Raw genomic sequence first — 17,795 nt, forward strand, 5'->3', positions numbered from 1 at the left:
AAAGCAACTCCAACTGAGAGTAAATTTAAATTATGGAAGGATTAAATTATGAAAACATTAGGACAATTTATTGTAGAAAAACAAGCAGAATATCCCAACGCTAAAGGAGAGCTATCAGGGATTCTATCTTCCTTGCGTTTAGTTGCCAAAATCATTCATCGTGATATAAATAAGGCGGGACTAACCAACAATATTATTGGTAATTCCGGCGTTGAAAATGTACAAGGGGAAACGCAAATGAAGTTAGATTTGTTTGCACATAATACAATGAAGCAGGCCTTGATTACTCGTGAGGAAGTGGCAGGATTTGCTTCCGAAGAAGAAGAAAATTTTGTTGCCTTTGATACTGAACGTGGTCGCAATGCAAAATATGTCATTCTTACCGATCCTTTGGATGGTTCCTCAAATATTGATGTCAATGTGGCTGTCGGTACAATTTTTTCAATTTATCGCCGTGTTTCTCCCATTGGTACACCTGTTACCTTAGAAGATTTTTTACAGCCGGGACATAAACAAGTTGCCGCCGGTTATATTGTATATGGTTCATCGACAATGTTGGTTTATACTACAGGCAACGGTGTAAACGGCTTTACTTATGACCCCTCTTTAGGCGTATTTTGTTTATCTCATGAAAATATCCAAATACCGCCAAACGGTAAAATCTACTCCATTAATGAAGGACAGTATTTGAAGTTTCCAATGGGGGTTAAAAAATATATTAAATATTGTCAAGAAAAAGATAAATCTACTGACCGCCCTTACACTTCACGTTATATCGGCTCGCTTGTTTCTGACTTTCACCGCAATATGCTTAAAGGCGGAATTTATATTTACCCGAGTGCAACGACTTACCCTAAAGGAAAATTACGCTTATTATATGAAGGTAATCCGATGGCTTTTCTTGCTGAACAGGCAGGAGGGATCGCAAGCGACGGCAAAGATCGGATTTTAGATATTCAACCGAAAGAATTACACGAAAGAGTACCGCTCTTTGTCGGCTCAAGAGAAATGGTCAGAAAGGCCGAAGAATTTATGCGTGAATTTTCTGAAGAATAACCATTTGAAAAGACACTGTTTTGTGTCATAAAAAATCTGCACCTTAATCAGTTGATTATTTAGTTCAACTTTTGGGGTGCAGATTAACATGTATATCGGTTTTGAGCCTTACTTGACAGAAATTAGAATTTATAATTTACATTTAAAACAAATGTGCGTCCTCTTGAATAGTTATTTAAGGTTTTCTGGTACCCATCGCCCACACCAAAAATAAAGGTCATTTGGCTTGCAGAATCATTATTCGCATCTAATGGGCTAATATATCTTTTATCAAAGACATTTTGAATTTCCCCTTTAATGGTTAAATTTTCTGTCGGTTGATAGATGGCATAAAGATCAAAAATCACCGGTTGTGCTTTGATTTCTTCTGTACCGGCAATCCGCACATAAGTAAGGTATACTTTGCCATCTTTAGATTTGAACGTCCCCGGTAAGATAACATCGCCATCTACTTTATCAACTTTAGCTCGTTTACTTTTACCGTAGTATTTGGCAATGCCGCCTAATGTTAATTTTCCGTCAAATAAACGTGTTCCTAGGTCAAGGGAACCGTAATCTTTCGGTAGAGACGATATTTTACTTAAGCCGAACCCTTGTAAATATTTTCCACTGCTACTACCGTCATTTACAGCACTACTGGAATCGGAATATGAACTTGGCTGATTGGTTTTTTGTCTAGCATAGGATAAATTGGCATAGAACCAACCGATATCATAATTTAATTCAAATTCTATTCCTTGCATTTTAACAATAGGCGATGAAGCAACAGGAATGATCTCCGCTTCCGTACCGCCGGTAAACTCTTGTGGCTTAAAAATACCGTGAGTTTGTGCTGCTGCTGTAGAACTAAGTTTATTTTCTGCTTTTTTATAGATTGTTTTACCCCCTTCGTAGTTAATATGGGTAATATGTGCAACGCAGTCATCAACGGATACAGGTTTATCTTTTCCTCTATAGCTGTTCGAGCTACATTCCTGTTTGACATTTAAAATATAATCTCTGATTTTCGTTTGATACGCCAAGATTTTAAAGCCCAGTACGTCGAAATCCGAAAATACGCCATTTTTATAACCGTTAATCCCGAATTGAATAGTTTTGGCTTTTTCTGATTTTAAATCGGTTCTCACCGCTAAATCACCGATTTCAGAGAAATACATTTCTTTGATATTTGGGACACGATGGGTTTTGGCATAACTGACAAAGGGCGAAAAGAGCGGGTGAAAATCCGCCGAGAATGAAGCCGAATAATTATCATGTGATCTGGAACCGCCTTTTTCTAGGGTATATTCCATAGGTCTACATCTAGCAATATCAACATACCCATTATAAAATTTTGGAGTGCATCCTAATTTTATGGCACCTTCTACTCCGTATAAATCAACAAGATCTTTTGAGGTATTATCTACCCATACAGTGAGACCTCGATATTTTTTTCTTGTCTCATCCCAAGCTCCATTAATAAACCTATTCCGTCGAAAAACCTGTCCACTGTATTTATAAATTTGGCGATTGGCATTTAATTTTAAGGTATAAATATCGTATTTAAAGGTTTGGTCAAAATAGAGGGTTTTAAAACGTTGTTCGCCGTCAGGTTGGAAAGTATTGGATTTTGTGCTGTGATAAAAACAAGGAAGATAACCCGGTTCACCTCTATTAGGGCAATAATATAAATTCGGAGCAAAAGTTGGCTCACCATCCTCAAAATTATAGGCTAATTCACTTGGATGGCGATTTTTACTGTATTTATTTTTGAGGATATTGGCACCTAATGTTGCTTCATAAGAGAATTTTTCTGTTATCGGAATGGAAAAACTCATATTTATATCCATGGTTTTTGCACTATTTTTGCTTTCCAACATATCTTTCAGCTTTTTGCCATTAAATACGCTTCCCTTGTGATAGGTTTGCGTAGAGGTATTATCCGCCAAGATTAGTTCAAATTGTAAATTCTCTTTCGGGTTTAATTGGTAATTTAACTGGTAATTTTTATTCTCTAAATTTCTGCCGGAAAGTGCGGTCGATAAAGTGCGGTATGAAAGAATGGCTTTATTATATTTATCATTATATTCAATTTTGGCTAAATGGCTTTTGGGATAATGGAGTAATTTATTCGGGTCATAGGGTTGACGATTGTACTTTTCTATTGCTTCTAGAGTACAACTATCTATCCAAAATCCCCCTTTACAACTTTCTCGTGCCAGTCTCGGTAAATTATCTTCTCTATCTACATCTACAATATTTGTTCCACCACCTACTTTAAAATTTTGCGAGCTTTTACGCCAACTATACGCATACATAAAACCTAATGTTCTTGTATCGGAAAAAGGATAGCGAAAAGCAACCGCACCCATATAATTAGGCCCTATAGCGTTTGTACCCCCCCCGCATTCAATAAAATACCCGCTCTATTACTTTCACTTATCACATCATCAACACCGATTGTTCTAAAGTTAGCAGATCCGATTAACCCATTTACACCGCCTTTTCCGCTAACGCCACCACGTTGAATATCTACACTGGTAATAAACGCAGGGTCAATGGTTGCACCGAATTGAGAGGTTCCACCGGATTTTTCGCTGTTATCTCCCGATGTGGCAAAAAAGGTTTGGGAAATACCGTCCACCATCGTATTCACCCGTCCAAATCCCGTTTGACCACGAACGTTCACCGACACTGTCCCCGAACTTTTATCAAGGTTGGTAAACGCACCCGGTACCGTTCTGATGATGTCATCAATAGACTGCGTTGATGTGGAAATATTTTCTCTCACACTGGTCGCTCCCGCTTTTTTAAAGACTTCCTGTTTAGGTGGTAGCTTATATTCTACGTTAATTTGATCGAGCATTTCTTCCGCATAAACACAAGTGCTTAATACGGAAAAAGCTACCGCAGTGAGTTTAAATTTATTAGACATAATTTTCCTACTTATGTATGGTTAAAAAGATTGGTAAAAAAGTAGGGCAGTTATATAAAAATATCCCTCGCATGTCAATTAATGATAATAATTTTTATTATTGTTTTATTTCCAAGAATATGTAAAGCCTACTGTGCCATTGCATTTTTATACACCAAATCTGTAACGCCAAACACAACGGCACTGTTTCCCGACTTAATGTCCGCACTGGCAGTGTCTGCCGAGGCATCTAATTTGGAATCGTCAGCGACTAATAAAATAGTCGGTGCATTAGGTGCTATTTAATTGCATTTTACCGGTCGAGTAGCAACGTTCCATTTGATTTTAAAGATGGTATTCATAGTGGGATTCCTTGTGTGAAAGATAAAAAATAAGACCTAGTTCTCATATGCCAAGAACTAAGCCTCATCGAAGAAATGAATAAAAAAGAGGTGTATTCGTTAGTTAAAAACGAATACAATCGTGCTGTGCTGTCATCATAGATTATGAATTTCTTGCGTCATTCTTCAAACCGTCTGGTTGTATAAAAAATAAATCTTTTTGTCTAACTCTAACAAAGAAATAAAAATACGTTTATACTGAAAATTTTAATTTCTTTGTTTTCATTGCATAATAGTAAAAATCTCATAGATGGAAGGAAAAAATAATGAAAAATATGTTACTGATGAGCAGTTCTAAATACAAAGATACCGGTTACTTAATTCATACACTACCTTGGTTGGATCAATTTTTGATGGCATATAAAGGTAAAAAGCTCGCCTTTATCCCTTATGCCGGCGTTACTCGTTCTTTTGATGAATACGAAATAGCGGTGCAACAAGCTTTATCTTGTTTAGGCATGGAAATTATCTCCGTTCATCACGGCAAAAAACATGCAGACATTATTGAGCAAGCCGATGTGATCGGCATTGGTGGGGGTAATACGTTTTGCTTATTACAACGGATGTATGAATATAATGTCATGAATATTATTCGGGAGAAAGTAAATAACGGGACACCTTATTTTGGTTGGAGTGCAGGGGCAAACGTAGCGGGTAGTTCAATTATGACAACTAATGATATGCCGATTATTTATCCACCATCTTTTACTGCGTTAAATCTATTTCCACATCAAATCAATCCTCATTTTATTTCAAGCAAAATTCAAGGGCATAATGGAGAAAGTCGTGAGGATCGATTAAAAGAATTTTTAATCATCAATCCGACCGCACTTGTATATGCGTTGCCTGAAGGTACTGCGTTGCATGTTCAAGGAGAAAAAGCAACAGTTCTTGGTGAACAAAAGGTGTTACGTTTTAGCGAAAATATGCAACTGAGTACCTTAGCACCTCATTCGACATTTAATTATTAAGGATATAACTATGATACAGTTTAATTCTATTGTGGCTATTCTTGGCATTATCGCCACGGTTTATCTTCTCATTAAAAAATATGAAACTCGTACAGTATTAATCAGTGTTGGTTTGTTGATGGCAATGTTGACTTTCAAACCAATGGAGGCGTTAGATGCTTTTGCTAAATCCATGACCAGTAGCGGTTTAATCATGGCTATTTGTTCCAGTATGGGGTTTGCTTATGTGATGAAATACACTCAATGCGATACACATTTGGTACATTTAATGACTCGTCCGTTAAGTGGTTTAAAATTCTTTTTAATTCCGATTGCAACAGTTATTACGTTCTTTATTAATATTGCTATTCCGTCAGCAGCAGGTTGTGCAGCGGCTGTTGGTGCCACTTTAATTCCAGTATTGAAAAGTGCGGGTGTACGTCCGGCAACGGCAGGTGCGGCGATTTTGGCAGGGACTTTTGGTTCAATGATGAGTCCTGGATCTTCTCATAGTGCAATGATTAGCGAAATGTCGAAATTGACCATTACCGAAGTGAATTTGTCTCACGCACCTTACACTATGATTGCAGGTGCAATCGGCACAGTAGTTTTAACTTTGTTAGCGATTGTATTTAAAGATTACGGTGAGGAACATCGGAAAGCCTATTTACAAGAAAATCAAGAAACGGAAAGTACTTTCAGTAAGGTGAATATATTCTATGCTTTAGCACCTCTCGTTCCGTTGATTATATTGGTTCTCGGCGGAACCTCTTTAGCTGAAAACCCAGGATTAGCGTGGACAAAAATGGGCGTGCCACAAGCAATGTTAATTGGTGCGATTTATGCCATTTTAGTTACCCGAATTTCTCCGGTTAAAATTACCGAAGAATTTTTTAATGGAATGGGTAATTCTTATGCCAATGTATTAGGGATCATCATTGCCGCAAGTGTGTTTGTTGCAGGCTTAAAAGCGACAGGAGCGGTAGATTCCGCTATTGAATTTTTGAAACATTCTAACGAATTTGTCCGTTGGGGAGCGACTATCGGACCATTCTTAATGGGTTTGGTAACAGGTTCAGGTGATGCTGCGGCAATCGCATTTAATACCGCTGTAACACCACATGCAGTGGAATTGGGTTATACCCATGTCAATTTAGGAATGGCGGCGGCTATTGCCGGAGCGATTGGACGTACCGCTTCTCCAATTGCAGGAGTAACCATTGTTTGTGCCGGTTTAGCAATGGTAAGTCCTGTAGAAATAGTGAAACGTACTGCACTGGGTATGATTTTGGCAACCTTATTTTTAACGTTATTTATGTTATAAATATAAGTAATACTGACCGCACTTTGATAATTCATTTGACAAGGTGCGGTTAAAGTTTGGAGAGTTTAATGGGGGATATATGACGAATTTAGCTAGGTTAATTGAATGGCGAAGAGAATTTCACCGTTTTCCTGAAACTGGTTGGACAGAGTTTTGGACAACCAGTCGCATCGCTGATTATTTAGAAGAAATGGGGGCTGAGATTTTACTCGGCAATCAAATTATTCATCATGATTTTGTGCGTGGTCGTGATACGAAATTAGTTGAGAAAGGCATTGAAAGTGCTATTTCTTATGGTGCAAAAACCAAATGGCTAGAATGAATGGCTATACAGGTTGTGTTGCTGTATTTGATTCTGGTAAACAGGGAAAAACCTTGGCATTACGCTTTGATATAGATTGTGTTAATGTGACTGAAACCAATGATCCTAATCATTTACCCAATAAATTAAAATTTGCCTCATTAAATCTAGGGTTTATGCATGCTTGTGGTCATGATGGACACATCACAATTGGTTTAGGTATTGCGTCATGGCTTTCACAAAATAAGGATAAATTTAACGGTAAAGTCAAAATTGTCTTTCAGCCTGCTGAAGAGGGAGTGAGAGGCGCAGCAGCTATTGCTGCAAGTGGAGTGATTGATGATGCGGATTATTTTGCCTCTTCCCATATTAGCTTTTGTGCCAACACAGGTACTGTCTTAGCAAATCCTCGTAATTTCCTTTCCACAACCAAAATTGATATTCGTTATAAAGGACGACCTGCACATGCTGGTGCTGCTCCACATTTAGGTCGAAATGCATTATTAGCAGCGGCTAATGCCGTAACACAATTCCATAGCATTGCTCGTCATGGTGAGGGGATGTCTCGAATTAATGTAGGTGTATTAAAAGCAGGTGAAGGGCGTAATGTGATTCCGAGCAGCGCGGAAATTCAACTTGAAGTACGTGGTGAAAATAAAGAGATTAATCAATATATGGTGGATCAAGTTATGCAAATTGCCAAAGGCATTGCGATTAGTTTCGATGTAAGTTATGAAACTGAAATTATGGGTGAAGCAGTGGATATGAATAATGATCTTGAGTTAGTTAAATTGATCGAGGAAATTGCCATTCAACAACCTGGAATCAATGAGTCTACTGCTGATTATGCGTTTAATGCCAGCGAAGATGCAACGATTTTAGGGCGTCGTGTGCAAGATCATGGTGGTAAAGCGATTTATTTTATTGTTGGTGCTGATCGTACAGCTGGGCATCATGAGGCAAACTTCGATTTTGATGAAAATCAATTGCTGACTGGGGTAAATATTTATATTGGTTTAGTACAGCGGTTATTGGGGTAGTATTGAGTTTTTAATTTATTTTCGATTAAAAAGTGCGGTCAGTTTTTCATGAGAATGAAAACTACCGCACTTCTTGTCTATTGAATTATTAACAGTTCTAGCAGTTTTTTTTGCTTTCAGGTACAATCAGCCGATTAAATTTTATCTTATATTAATGAAAAACTTTTAGATTTTATTTTTATGAAAAATATTCGTAACTTTTCTATTATTGCACACATTGACCATGGTAAATCGACTCTTTCCGATCGCTTAATTCAGAGTTGTGGCGGTCTTTCTGATCGTGAAATGGAAGCTCAAGTACTAGATTCAATGGATTTGGAGCGTGAGCGAGGAATTACTATTAAAGCACAGAGCGTTACTTTAAATTACAGAGCTAAAGATGGTGAAACTTATCAACTTAACTTTATCGATACACCGGGACACGTGGATTTTTCCTATGAGGTATCTCGTTCTTTAGCGGCTTGTGAAGGGGCTTTATTAGTAGTTGATGCTGGGCAAGGCGTAGAAGCACAAACCTTGGCAAACTGTTATACCGCCATTGAAATGGATTTGGAAGTTGTACCTATTTTAAACAAAATTGATTTACCGGCGGCAGAACCTGAGCGAGTCGCTGAAGAAATTGAAGATATTGTTGGCATTGATGCCATTGATGCGGTGCGTTGTTCGGCGAAAACCGGTGTGGGTATTGAAGATGTATTAGAAGAAATTGTACGTAAGATCCCTGCCCCGGAAGGTGATCCGAATGCCCCGTTACAGGCCTTGATCATTGATTCTTGGTTTGATAATTATTTGGGTGTTGTATCTTTAGTGCGTGTTAAAAACGGTATTTTACGCAAAGGCGATAAAATTAAAGTTATGTCAACGGGTCAATCTTATAATGTTGATCGTCTTGGTATTTTTACACCAAAACAAGTAGATACAACAGAGCTGAAAACAGGCGAGGTAGGTTGGCTTGTTTGTGCGATTAAAGACATTTTAGGGGCACCGGTGGGAGATACATTAACTTCACATCATAATCCGGCAACCTCTGTGCTTCCGGGATTTAAAAAAGTTAAACCTCAAGTTTATGCAGGGCTTTTCCCAATTAGCTCTGATGATTATGAATCATTTCGTGATGCCTTAGGTAAACTAAGTCTAAATGATGCGTCTTTATTTTATGAACCTGAAAATTCTACCGCACTTGGCTTCGGTTTTCGTTGCGGTTTTTTAGGACTTTTACACATGGAGATCATTCAAGAGCGTTTAGAACGTGAATATGATCTTGATTTAATCACTACTGCACCAACTGTGGTTTATGAAGTGGAACAAACCAATGGCGAAGTGATTTATGTAGATAGTCCAGCAAAATTACCCCCACTAAACAATATTGCTGAAATTCGTGAGCCGATCGCAGAATGTAATATGCTTTTGCCACAATCTTACTTAGGTAATGTTATAACACTTTGTGTAGAAAAACGTGGAGTGCAAACGAACATGGTATATCACGGTAACCAAGTGGCACTGACTTATGAAATTCCAATGGGTGAGGTCGTGTTGGATTTCTTTGATCGCCTTAAATCAACTTCTCGTGGTTACGCCTCGTTGGATTATGGTTTTAAACGTTTTCAAGCAGCCGATATGGTGCGTGTGGATATTATGATCAACGGTGAACGAGTTGATGCGTTAGCTTTAATTGTACATAAAGACAATGCACAATATCGTGGACGTGAATTGGTGGAAAAAATGCGAGAACTTATCCCTCGTCAACAATTTGATATTGCTATTCAGGCGGCGATCGGCAACCACATTATCGCTCGTTCTACTGTAAAACAATTGCGTAAAAACGTATTGGCAAAATGTTATGGGGGAGATGTAAGTCGTAAGAAAAAATTGTTACAAAAACAAAAAGAAGGTAAAAAACGGATGAAATCTTTAGGTAATGTAGAAGTCCCTCAAGAAGCGTTTTTAGCTATTTTACATGTTGGTAAAGATAAGTAAGGAAACACCAATGTCTAAATCAAATTTATTTTTCGTTATATTAATTGCAGCGGGATATGCCATTTGGAAATTACTTGATCATTTGGCACTACCGAATACATTCAATATTTTATTAATTTTATTGACCGCACTTTGTGGTGTTTTATGGTGCTATAACCGTTTTGTTATCTTGCCCAAGCGGAGCAGACAAATTTCTCGTGCAGAACAGCGTAGCGGTAAAATATTAACGGATGAAGAAAAAAGTAAAATTGAGCCGATTTCTGAGGGGAGTGAATTGTTAGCTTCCCTATTTCCTGTATTGACTTTCGTACTTATTTTACGTTCTTTTCTTTTTGAACCGTTTCAAATCCCATCTGTTTCTATGGAGCCAACCTTGCGTGTCGGGGATTTTTTATTGGTCAAAAAATATGCCTATGGCATTAAAGATCCGATTTTTCAAAACACACTTATTGAAACGGGAAAGCCGCAACGTGGTGATATAATTGTCTTTAAAGCACCTTTAGAACCAAATATTGATTATATTAAGAGAATAGTTGGAATATCCGGAGATCGTGTTTTTTATGATGAAAAAACGCGTCATGTGACAATTATTTATAATAAAGACGGCAAAGAATGTGTTTATGATTGTCAAATAAAGGAATTTAGTTACAGCGAGCCACAGCGTAATCCTGAATTTACCATGATCGTTGGTAAGGATGCACAAGGAAAAGCTATCTATGGCGATGAAAATCCTTTGGTCTTAACTGAGAAAGGCGATGTGGAACATCAAATTCATTGGGATCCACGCATTTTTAACCGCACTTATATGTACAGTGGTTACCGTCAGCAAAAAGATTACGTAACCGAATGGATTGTACCGGAGGGGCAATATTTTGTGTTGGGTGACAACCGAGATCAGAGTGCAGATAGTCGTTTTTGGGGCTTCGTTCCGGAAAAAAATATTGTGGGTAAAGCTGAATTTATTTGGTTGAGTCTTGATAAAAAACAAGATGAATTTCCAAAAGGCATTCGTTTCTCAAGAATGTTTACCTCAATTAAATGACAAATTATTGACTTAATAAAACGCCCTTTAAATTAAAGGGCGTTTCTGTGTTATGAAAAATCCGGTAAAAGTGCGGTAGTTTAGTCGCAAAAAATAATATGTCTTTCTTTTATTTTCAAATAGATTAAATAGGGGTATTATGTTCCATTATTTTTGATGTGGAACATCAAATTTACGTTTCTTATTGATATTCTTGAAAAAAATTATGCAACTGGAAAAATTACAAAAAAAATTAGGTCACCAATTTACTAATCTTGATTATCTTAAACAAGCATTAACGCATCGAAGTGCTGCTGCATTTAATAATGAACGTTTGGAATTTCTAGGTGATTCCATTCTAAATTTTGCTATTGGCAAAGCACTTTACGAAAAATTTCCTAAGTCTAATGAAGGTGAATTAAGCCGGATGCGTGCAACGTTGGTTAAAGAACAAACTTTAGCTGTTGTGGCTCGCCAAGTTGAATTGGGTGATTACTTAAAACTAGGTGCTGGAGAGTTAAAGAGCGGTGGATTTCGCCGAGAATCTATTCTATCTGATTGTGTTGAAGCGTTAATTGCAGCGATTTATTTAGATGCAGGAATCGATGTTGCTTTAGCTCGAGTTTATCAGTGGTATCAGGAATTACTTGAACAAATAAAACCGGGAGAGGCACAAAAAGATCCCAAAACACGCTTGCAAGAGTTTTTGCAAGGGCATCGCTTAAAACTTCCTGAATATGAAGTGATAGAAATTAAGGGAGATGCTCACAATCAGTCTTTTAGAGTGAGCTGTAAAGTGGAAACACTTACTGACGTCGTTTTTGGACAAGGGACTAGTCGCCGTAAAGCGGAACAACATGCTGCTCAACAAGCTATTGAAAAATTGAAAATTAAATAACTATACCCGTCGGGACAATATTTTTTTGTCCTTGCATAATATGAGAGAAAAAATGACAGAACAAGAAACTTATTGTGGTTTTATCGCTATTGTTGGACGTCCAAATGTGGGTAAATCCACTTTATTAAATAAAATCTTAGGACAGAAAATTTCCATTACTTCACGTAAAGCACAAACAACAAGGCATCGTATAGTCGGTATTCACACTGAAGGTGTTTATCAAGCGGTTTACGTAGATACACCTGGGTTACATATTGAAGAAAAACGTGCGATTAATCGCTTGATGAATAGAGCGGCGAGTAGTGCAATTGGCGATGTTGATCTGATAATTTTTGTGGTTGATGGCACACACTGGAATGACGATGATGAGATGGTGTTGAATAAATTACGTCGTGCAAAAGCACCTGTCGTGTTAGCAATTAATAAAGTGGATAACATTAAAAATAAAGATGAACTTTTACCTTTTATTACAGACGTTAGTCAAAAGTTGGAGTTTAAAGAAATTATCCCAATTTCTGCTCAGCGAGGTAATAATATTCACAATTTAGAAAAAATAGTCCGCACTTCTTTACGTAAAGGAGTACACCATTTTCCGGAAGATTATGTAACAGATCGCTCACAACGCTTTATGGCATCTGAAATTATTCGGGAGAAATTAATGCGTTTTACAGGGGAAGAATTACCCTACTCTGTAACGGTGGAAATTGAGCAATTTAAACTTAATGATCGTGGTATTTACGAAATTAATGGCTTAATTTTGGTTGAACGTGAAGGGCAGAAAAAAATGGTTATCGGGGCGAAAGGACAAAAATTAAAAACTATCGGTACTGAAGCTCGTCAAGACATGGAACGTTTATTTGATAATAAAGTTCATCTTGAACTATGGGTAAAAGTTAAATCCGGCTGGGCTGATGATGAGCGTGCATTACGCAGTTTAGGTTATATAGACGAATAAAATAAAACATTAAGGAGACAAATTATGTACTTGGAACAAGTGAAAACTGAGTTATTTGAAGCACAAGATGTACTAAATAAATTTATCAGTAACGAACAAAATATCAAGCTCATTCAACAAGCCGCATTACTGATTTCAGATAGTTTTAAACAACATGGTAAGGTATTATCTTGTGGTAATGGCGGTTCACATTGTGATGCAATGCATTTTGCAGAGGAACTAACGGGACGTTATCGTGAAAATCGTCCGGGGTATCCGGCGATAGCAATATCAGATGTTAGCCATTTAAGCTGTGTAAGCAATGATTTTGGCTATGAACATGTATTTTCTCGTTATGTAGAGGCTGTTGGGCAAAAGGGCGATGTATTATTAGGCATATCAACCTCAGGTAACTCAAAAAATGTATTAAATGCTATTGAAGCGGCAAAAGCCAAAGGTATGAAAGTGATTGCTCTGACGGGGAAAGATGGTGGAAAAATGGCGGGACTTGCGGATGTGGAAATTCGTGTACCTCATTTCCGTTTTGCAGATCGTATTCAAGAAATTCATATTAAAGTTATTCATATTCTAATCATGTTAATTGAATTTGAGATGGCTAAAATTAGACAGTAATTTTTTAACCTTTTTGTACTATTACAGAGAAAGATTTTATGTCATATTACAATAATGCAATCTTCCCTTTGCTTTTAGTGTAAATTTAGATTAAAATCGCAACCCTTGTTTTAGGGTCAATAATTCGTTTATTGAACAATATTAAATTTTGCAAAATATTAATTAATCATTGAGGTGATGGCTTATGCCAGTAATTAAAGTACGTGAAAACGAATCATTCGACGTTGCATTACGTCGTTTCAAACGCTCTTGTGAAAAAGCAGGCATCTTAGCAGAAGTCCGCAGTCGTGAATTTTATGAAAAGCCGACAACTATTCGCAAACGTGAAAATGCAACGCGTGCTAAACGTCATGCGAAACGTGTGGCTCGTGAAAATGCACGTAATACACGTTTGTACTAATTAAAAAATTTTTTTAATTAAACTCGAGTTAAATAGACCGTGAAACCTCATAGGAATCACGGTTTTGTTTCTTTTATAAATTCTCTATCATATTTGCTTTTATAGTATTATTAGGCTAGTTTATTCCTATTTGATGCTATTTTAGGGATTTATCTTTTTTATGTCAGGCAAAATACCGCATTCATTTATTGATGATATTTTAGCTAGAACAGATATTGTAGATCTGATTGATTCTAGGGTTAAACTCAAAAAACAAGGGCGAGATTATCAAGCCTGTTGCCCTTTTCATCATGAAAAAACACCTTCTTTTACGGTGAGTCCGAAAAAACAGTTTTATCACTGTTTTGGTTGCCACGCACATGGAAATGCGATCTCATTTTTAATGGAATATGATAAATTAGAATTTGTTGAGGCAATTGAAGAATTGGCTTCTTTGCATGGTTTAGAAGTCCCGAGAGAGAAATCTACGCTTGATGAAAAAACACGAGTTAGTTTTAAAACTAAACGCAATCTGTACGAACTAATGCAAGAAATTGCAAAATTCTATCAAGAGCAATTAACGCAAAATATCCCCGCACAGAATTATTTACAACAGCGTGGGTTATCAATAGAAATTATTCAACGTTTTCAAATCGGCTTTTCTCCACAGCAATCTAGTTTTTTTATAAAAAAATTTGCCACAAATAGAGAAGAAATTCAGAAATTATTTGATGTGGGAATGGTAAATAAACGAGAGAGCGGTGAATTATTTGATCGTTTTCGTCAGCGAGTTACTTTTCCTATTCGAGATAGAAGAGGGAGAGTTATTGCTTTTGGGGGGCGAATTATTACCCAAAGTGATAATAGACCGAAATACTTAAACTCTCCTGAGAGCGTAACTTATCATAAAGGTTATGAACTTTATGGTTTATTTGAAGCGTTACAAATTAATGATAGTCCTGAAATGTTGGTTATCGTTGAAGGCTATATGGATGTTGTCGCTTTAGCACAATTCGGCGTTGACTATGCTGTGGCATCTTTAGGGACAGCAACTACTACTGAGCAATTACAATTAGCCTTTCGTTCAACAGAACAAATTATTTGTTGTTATGACGGTGACAGAGCAGGAAGAGATGCGGCTTGGCGTGCTTTAGAAAATGCACTTCCTTTATTGGAAGATGGTAGGCAATTAAAATTTATTTTTTTACCGGAGAAAGAAGATCCTGATAGTTTTATTCGACAATATGGCAAAGAAGGATTTGAGGATTATATTCATCAAGCACAATCATTAAGTGAATTTTTATTTAATACTTTAAGTGCTAAAGTTGATTTTTCCTCAACAGAAGGAAAAGCCAAATTAGCTTCTCTTGCAATTCCTTTAATTCAGAAAGTGCCGGGAGAAATGTTGCGATTGTCTTTACGTGATATGTTCGGTCAAAAAGTAGGCATATTTAATCCGGACAAGTTAGATAGATTACTATCCAATCAACAACAGGTTGAATATAAACAAAAAATTCCGAAAACAGTAAAAAGAACACCGATGCGAGTTTTAATCGCACTTTTATTACAAAACACAAATTTAGCTAAAATTGTCCCTGATTTATCTCCACTAAAAGTTTTACAAGAGCCGGGCTTGGATTTATTTGAAAAAATTGTAATACTTTGTCGTGAAAATGTTGGTATACGAGCTGGACAAATTTTGGAACATTGGCGAGACACGGAATATAGCCAAGCACTTGAAATTTTAGCTACGTGGGAGCATGCTGTTGATGATGATAAAATTGAGCAAGAATTTAGAGAAACCTTGATTCATCTTTACAAGCAGTTAGTCGATAAGCGTATTGAAGAATTAATTGGTCAAGAACGTATGGTTGGCTTAACTAATGATGAAAAGATAGAATTAGCACAATTATTATCGAAAAAGCAAGAAAAGAAATAGTTAATCTTTTATAAGAATGGTAGAATTCTCCATTCTTCAATCCTTATTAATCGAGGCAGATATTAAATGGAACAAAATAAACAATCTCAGCTGAAATTGTTAATTGCACGAGGTAAAGAACAAGGTTATTTAACTTATGCCGAAGTGAATGATCATCTTCCTGAAGATCTTGTTGATGCTGATCAAATTGAAGATGTGATTCAAATGATCAATGATATGGGTATTCAAGTACTTGAAAGTGTGCCTGATGCTGATGACTTGATGCTCAATGAAAATATTACGGATGAGGATGCTGTTGAGGAAGCGACTCAAGTATTATCAAGTGTAGAGGCAGAGTTGGGAAGAACAACAGATCCTGTGCGTATGTATATGCGTGAAATGGGAAGTGTTGAACTTCTTACGCGTGAAGGCGAAATCGATATTGCAAAACGCATCGAAGAAGGGATTAATGAAGTACAAAGTGCCGTAGCCGCTTATCCTAAAGCACTCAATTATCTTCTTGAACAGTATACTTTAGTTGAAGAAGGCGGTATGCGGTTGGCTGATCTCATTACCGGTTTTGTTGATCCAAATGCGGTTGTTGAAGAAGAGATAATTGAAGCCGACGACATACTTACAGAAGATGATGAAGAACATGTAGAAAGCAATGTTGATGTAAACGATGAAGAAGAGGAAGAGGATAGCGAAGATAATAGCAATGTAGACTCTGATTCGGATAACACAATTGCCCCAGAAGTTGCTCGTGAGAAATTTGAAGCACTAAGAATACAACACCAAAAAACTTTAGCCGCAATAGAAAAATATGGTCGTTCCCGTAAACAAGCAAAAGATCATATTCAAGCATTAGCCGATATTTTTACTCAGTTCCGTTTAGTGCCTAAACAGTTCGATGCGTTGGTCAATTATATGCGTGATATGATGAAATCTGTTCGTCAGCATGAACGACAAATTCAAAAGCTGGTAGTTGATTTGGCTAAAATGCCAAAAGAAAATTTCCAAAAATTATTTATTGGCAATGAAAGTTCAGAGGGTTGGCTGGATAAATTACTGCTTGCAAGAAAACCTTGGTCTGAAAGATTAATACAACATGAAAGTGCGGTTCGTCAAAGCATAAACCAATTATTAAAAATTGAACAGGAAACCAATTTAACTATTTCTCAAATTCGTGAAATTTGTGACAAAGTGGCACAAGGAGAATTAAAAGCTCGCCGTGCAAAAAAAGAAATGGTTGAAGCAAATTTACGTTTGGTTATTTCAATTGCGAAGAAATACACTAACCGTGGATTGCAATTCCTTGATCTCATTCAAGAAGGGAATATTGGTTTAATGAAAGCGGTAGATAAATTTGAATACCGGCGGGGTTATAAATTTTCAACCTATGCAACTTGGTGGATACGTCAAGCGATTACACGCTCTATTGCAGATCAAGCAAGAACGATCCGCATTCCAGTGCATATGATTGAAACTATCAATAAATTAAACCGCATTTCTCGTCAAATGTTACAAAAAATGGGGCGTGAAGCCACATCTGAAGAATTAGCTGAACGAATGGGAATGCCTGAGGATAAAATTCGTAAAGTATTAAAAATCGCAAAAGAGCCTATCTCTATGGAAACGCCTATCGGTGATGACGATGATTCCCATTTAGGTGATTTTATTGAAGACAATACGTTAGAGCTACCGTTAGATTCTGCGACAGCCCAAAGTTTGCGTGCTGCAACGCATGAAGTGTTGGAAGGACTAACCCCAAGAGAAGCAAAAGTCTTGCGTATGCGTTTTGGTATTGATATGAATACAGATCATACCTTGGAAGAAGTCGGGAAACAATTTGATGTAACTCGTGAACGTATTCGTCAAATTGAAGCTAAAGCATTGCGTAAATTGCGTCATCCAAGTCGTTCTGAAACCCTACGCAGTTTCTTAGATGAGTAAATGATGAGAGTAAAGAAAGTTATCACGTTTTTTTCTCAAATATTTTGGCACGACAAATAATCAAAATTAACCTAAAAAATATAATCCCTATTGAAAGAAATGGCTCAATAGGGATTT

14 protein-coding genes and 1 pseudogene are annotated in these 17,795 nt (G+C 37.0%); 13 read left to right on the forward strand and 2 right to left on the reverse strand.

Translation table 11 applies throughout. The features are described from left to right. Positions 1-48: 48 nt before the first annotated feature. The gene (fbp, locus tag HSM_RS04250) at positions 49-1,056 is read left to right on the forward strand and encodes a class 1 fructose-bisphosphatase (protein WP_011609402.1); all 1,008 of its coding nucleotides are present in this window, start codon (positions 49-51) and stop codon (positions 1,054-1,056) included. Positions 1,057-1,178: 122 nt separating this feature from the next. On the opposite strand, the gene HSM_RS04255 is transcribed toward fbp, so the two are convergent. Together HSM_RS04255 and HSM_RS11145 are read right to left on the reverse strand one after the other, a co-directional pair. After that, a complete protein-coding gene (locus HSM_RS04255; protein WP_265468980.1) occupies positions 1,179-3,407 on the reverse strand; it encodes a TonB-dependent receptor domain-containing protein in 2,229 nt (742 codons plus the stop codon). Positions 3,408-3,418: 11 nt separating this feature from the next. Next, complete coding sequence (locus HSM_RS11145) at positions 3,419-3,970, reverse strand: TonB-dependent receptor plug domain-containing protein (protein WP_265468981.1); 552 nt, start codon at positions 3,968-3,970, stop codon at positions 3,419-3,421. A gap of 81 nt (positions 3,971-4,051) precedes the next feature. On the opposite strand from HSM_RS11145, the gene HSM_RS10795 reads away from it, so the two are divergent. The 12 genes and pseudogenes from HSM_RS10795 (at position 4,052) to rpoD (ending at position 17,678) form a co-directional block, all read left to right on the forward strand. Beyond that, positions 4,052-4,255 carry a hypothetical protein gene (locus HSM_RS10795; RefSeq protein WP_143432547.1) on the forward strand — a complete coding sequence of 68 codons (204 nt, stop codon included), beginning with the start codon at positions 4,052-4,054 and terminating at the stop codon, positions 4,253-4,255. Positions 4,256-4,616: 361 nt separating this feature from the next. Then, positions 4,617-5,321: a dipeptidase PepE gene (gene pepE / locus HSM_RS04260; protein ID WP_011609399.1), complete on the forward strand. Its 705-nt coding sequence runs from the start codon at positions 4,617-4,619 to the stop codon at positions 5,319-5,321. Between the two features lie 10 nt (positions 5,322-5,331). Continuing rightward, positions 5,332-6,624: a C4-dicarboxylate transporter DcuC gene (dcuC, locus tag HSM_RS04265; protein WP_012341645.1), complete on the forward strand. Its 1,293-nt coding sequence runs from the start codon at positions 5,332-5,334 to the stop codon at positions 6,622-6,624. Between the two features lie 79 nt (positions 6,625-6,703). Beyond that, positions 6,704-7,965, forward strand: a pseudogene (locus HSM_RS04270) (amidohydrolase). 180 nt (positions 7,966-8,145) lie between these two features. Beyond that, the gene (lepA, locus tag HSM_RS04275) at positions 8,146-9,942 is read left to right on the forward strand and encodes a translation elongation factor 4 (protein WP_011609396.1); all 1,797 of its coding nucleotides are present in this window, start codon (positions 8,146-8,148) and stop codon (positions 9,940-9,942) included. Positions 9,943-9,952: 10 nt separating this feature from the next. Further along, on the forward strand, positions 9,953-10,984 hold the full coding sequence (lepB, locus tag HSM_RS04280; protein WP_012341646.1) for a signal peptidase I: 1,032 nt from the start codon (positions 9,953-9,955) through the stop codon (positions 10,982-10,984). Positions 10,985-11,189: 205 nt separating this feature from the next. After that, positions 11,190-11,861 carry a ribonuclease III gene (gene rnc / locus HSM_RS04285; RefSeq protein ID WP_012341647.1) on the forward strand — a complete coding sequence of 224 codons (672 nt, stop codon included), beginning with the start codon at positions 11,190-11,192 and terminating at the stop codon, positions 11,859-11,861. A gap of 52 nt (positions 11,862-11,913) precedes the next feature. After that, positions 11,914-12,816: a GTPase Era gene (gene era / locus HSM_RS04290; RefSeq protein WP_011609393.1), complete on the forward strand. Its 903-nt coding sequence runs from the start codon at positions 11,914-11,916 to the stop codon at positions 12,814-12,816. Between the two features lie 24 nt (positions 12,817-12,840). After that, a complete protein-coding gene (gene lpcA / locus HSM_RS04295) occupies positions 12,841-13,428 on the forward strand; it encodes a D-sedoheptulose 7-phosphate isomerase (protein WP_012341650.1) in 588 nt (195 codons plus the stop codon). Between the two features lie 184 nt (positions 13,429-13,612). Then, positions 13,613-13,828, forward strand: a complete 216-nt coding sequence (gene rpsU, locus HSM_RS04300) for a 30S ribosomal protein S21 (RefSeq protein ID WP_005717672.1) — start codon at positions 13,613-13,615, stop codon at positions 13,826-13,828. A gap of 160 nt (positions 13,829-13,988) precedes the next feature. Further along, positions 13,989-15,746: a DNA primase gene (gene dnaG / locus HSM_RS04305; protein ID WP_012341651.1), complete on the forward strand. Its 1,758-nt coding sequence runs from the start codon at positions 13,989-13,991 to the stop codon at positions 15,744-15,746. Positions 15,747-15,812: 66 nt separating this feature from the next. Beyond that, on the forward strand, positions 15,813-17,678 hold the full coding sequence (gene rpoD, locus HSM_RS04310; protein WP_012341652.1) for an RNA polymerase sigma factor RpoD: 1,866 nt from the start codon (positions 15,813-15,815) through the stop codon (positions 17,676-17,678). Positions 17,679-17,795 lie beyond the last annotated feature (117 nt).

The organism is Histophilus somni 2336 (assembly GCF_000019405.1).
In the GTDB taxonomy this organism is placed as follows: Bacteria; Pseudomonadota; Gammaproteobacteria; order Enterobacterales; family Pasteurellaceae; genus Histophilus; species Histophilus somni.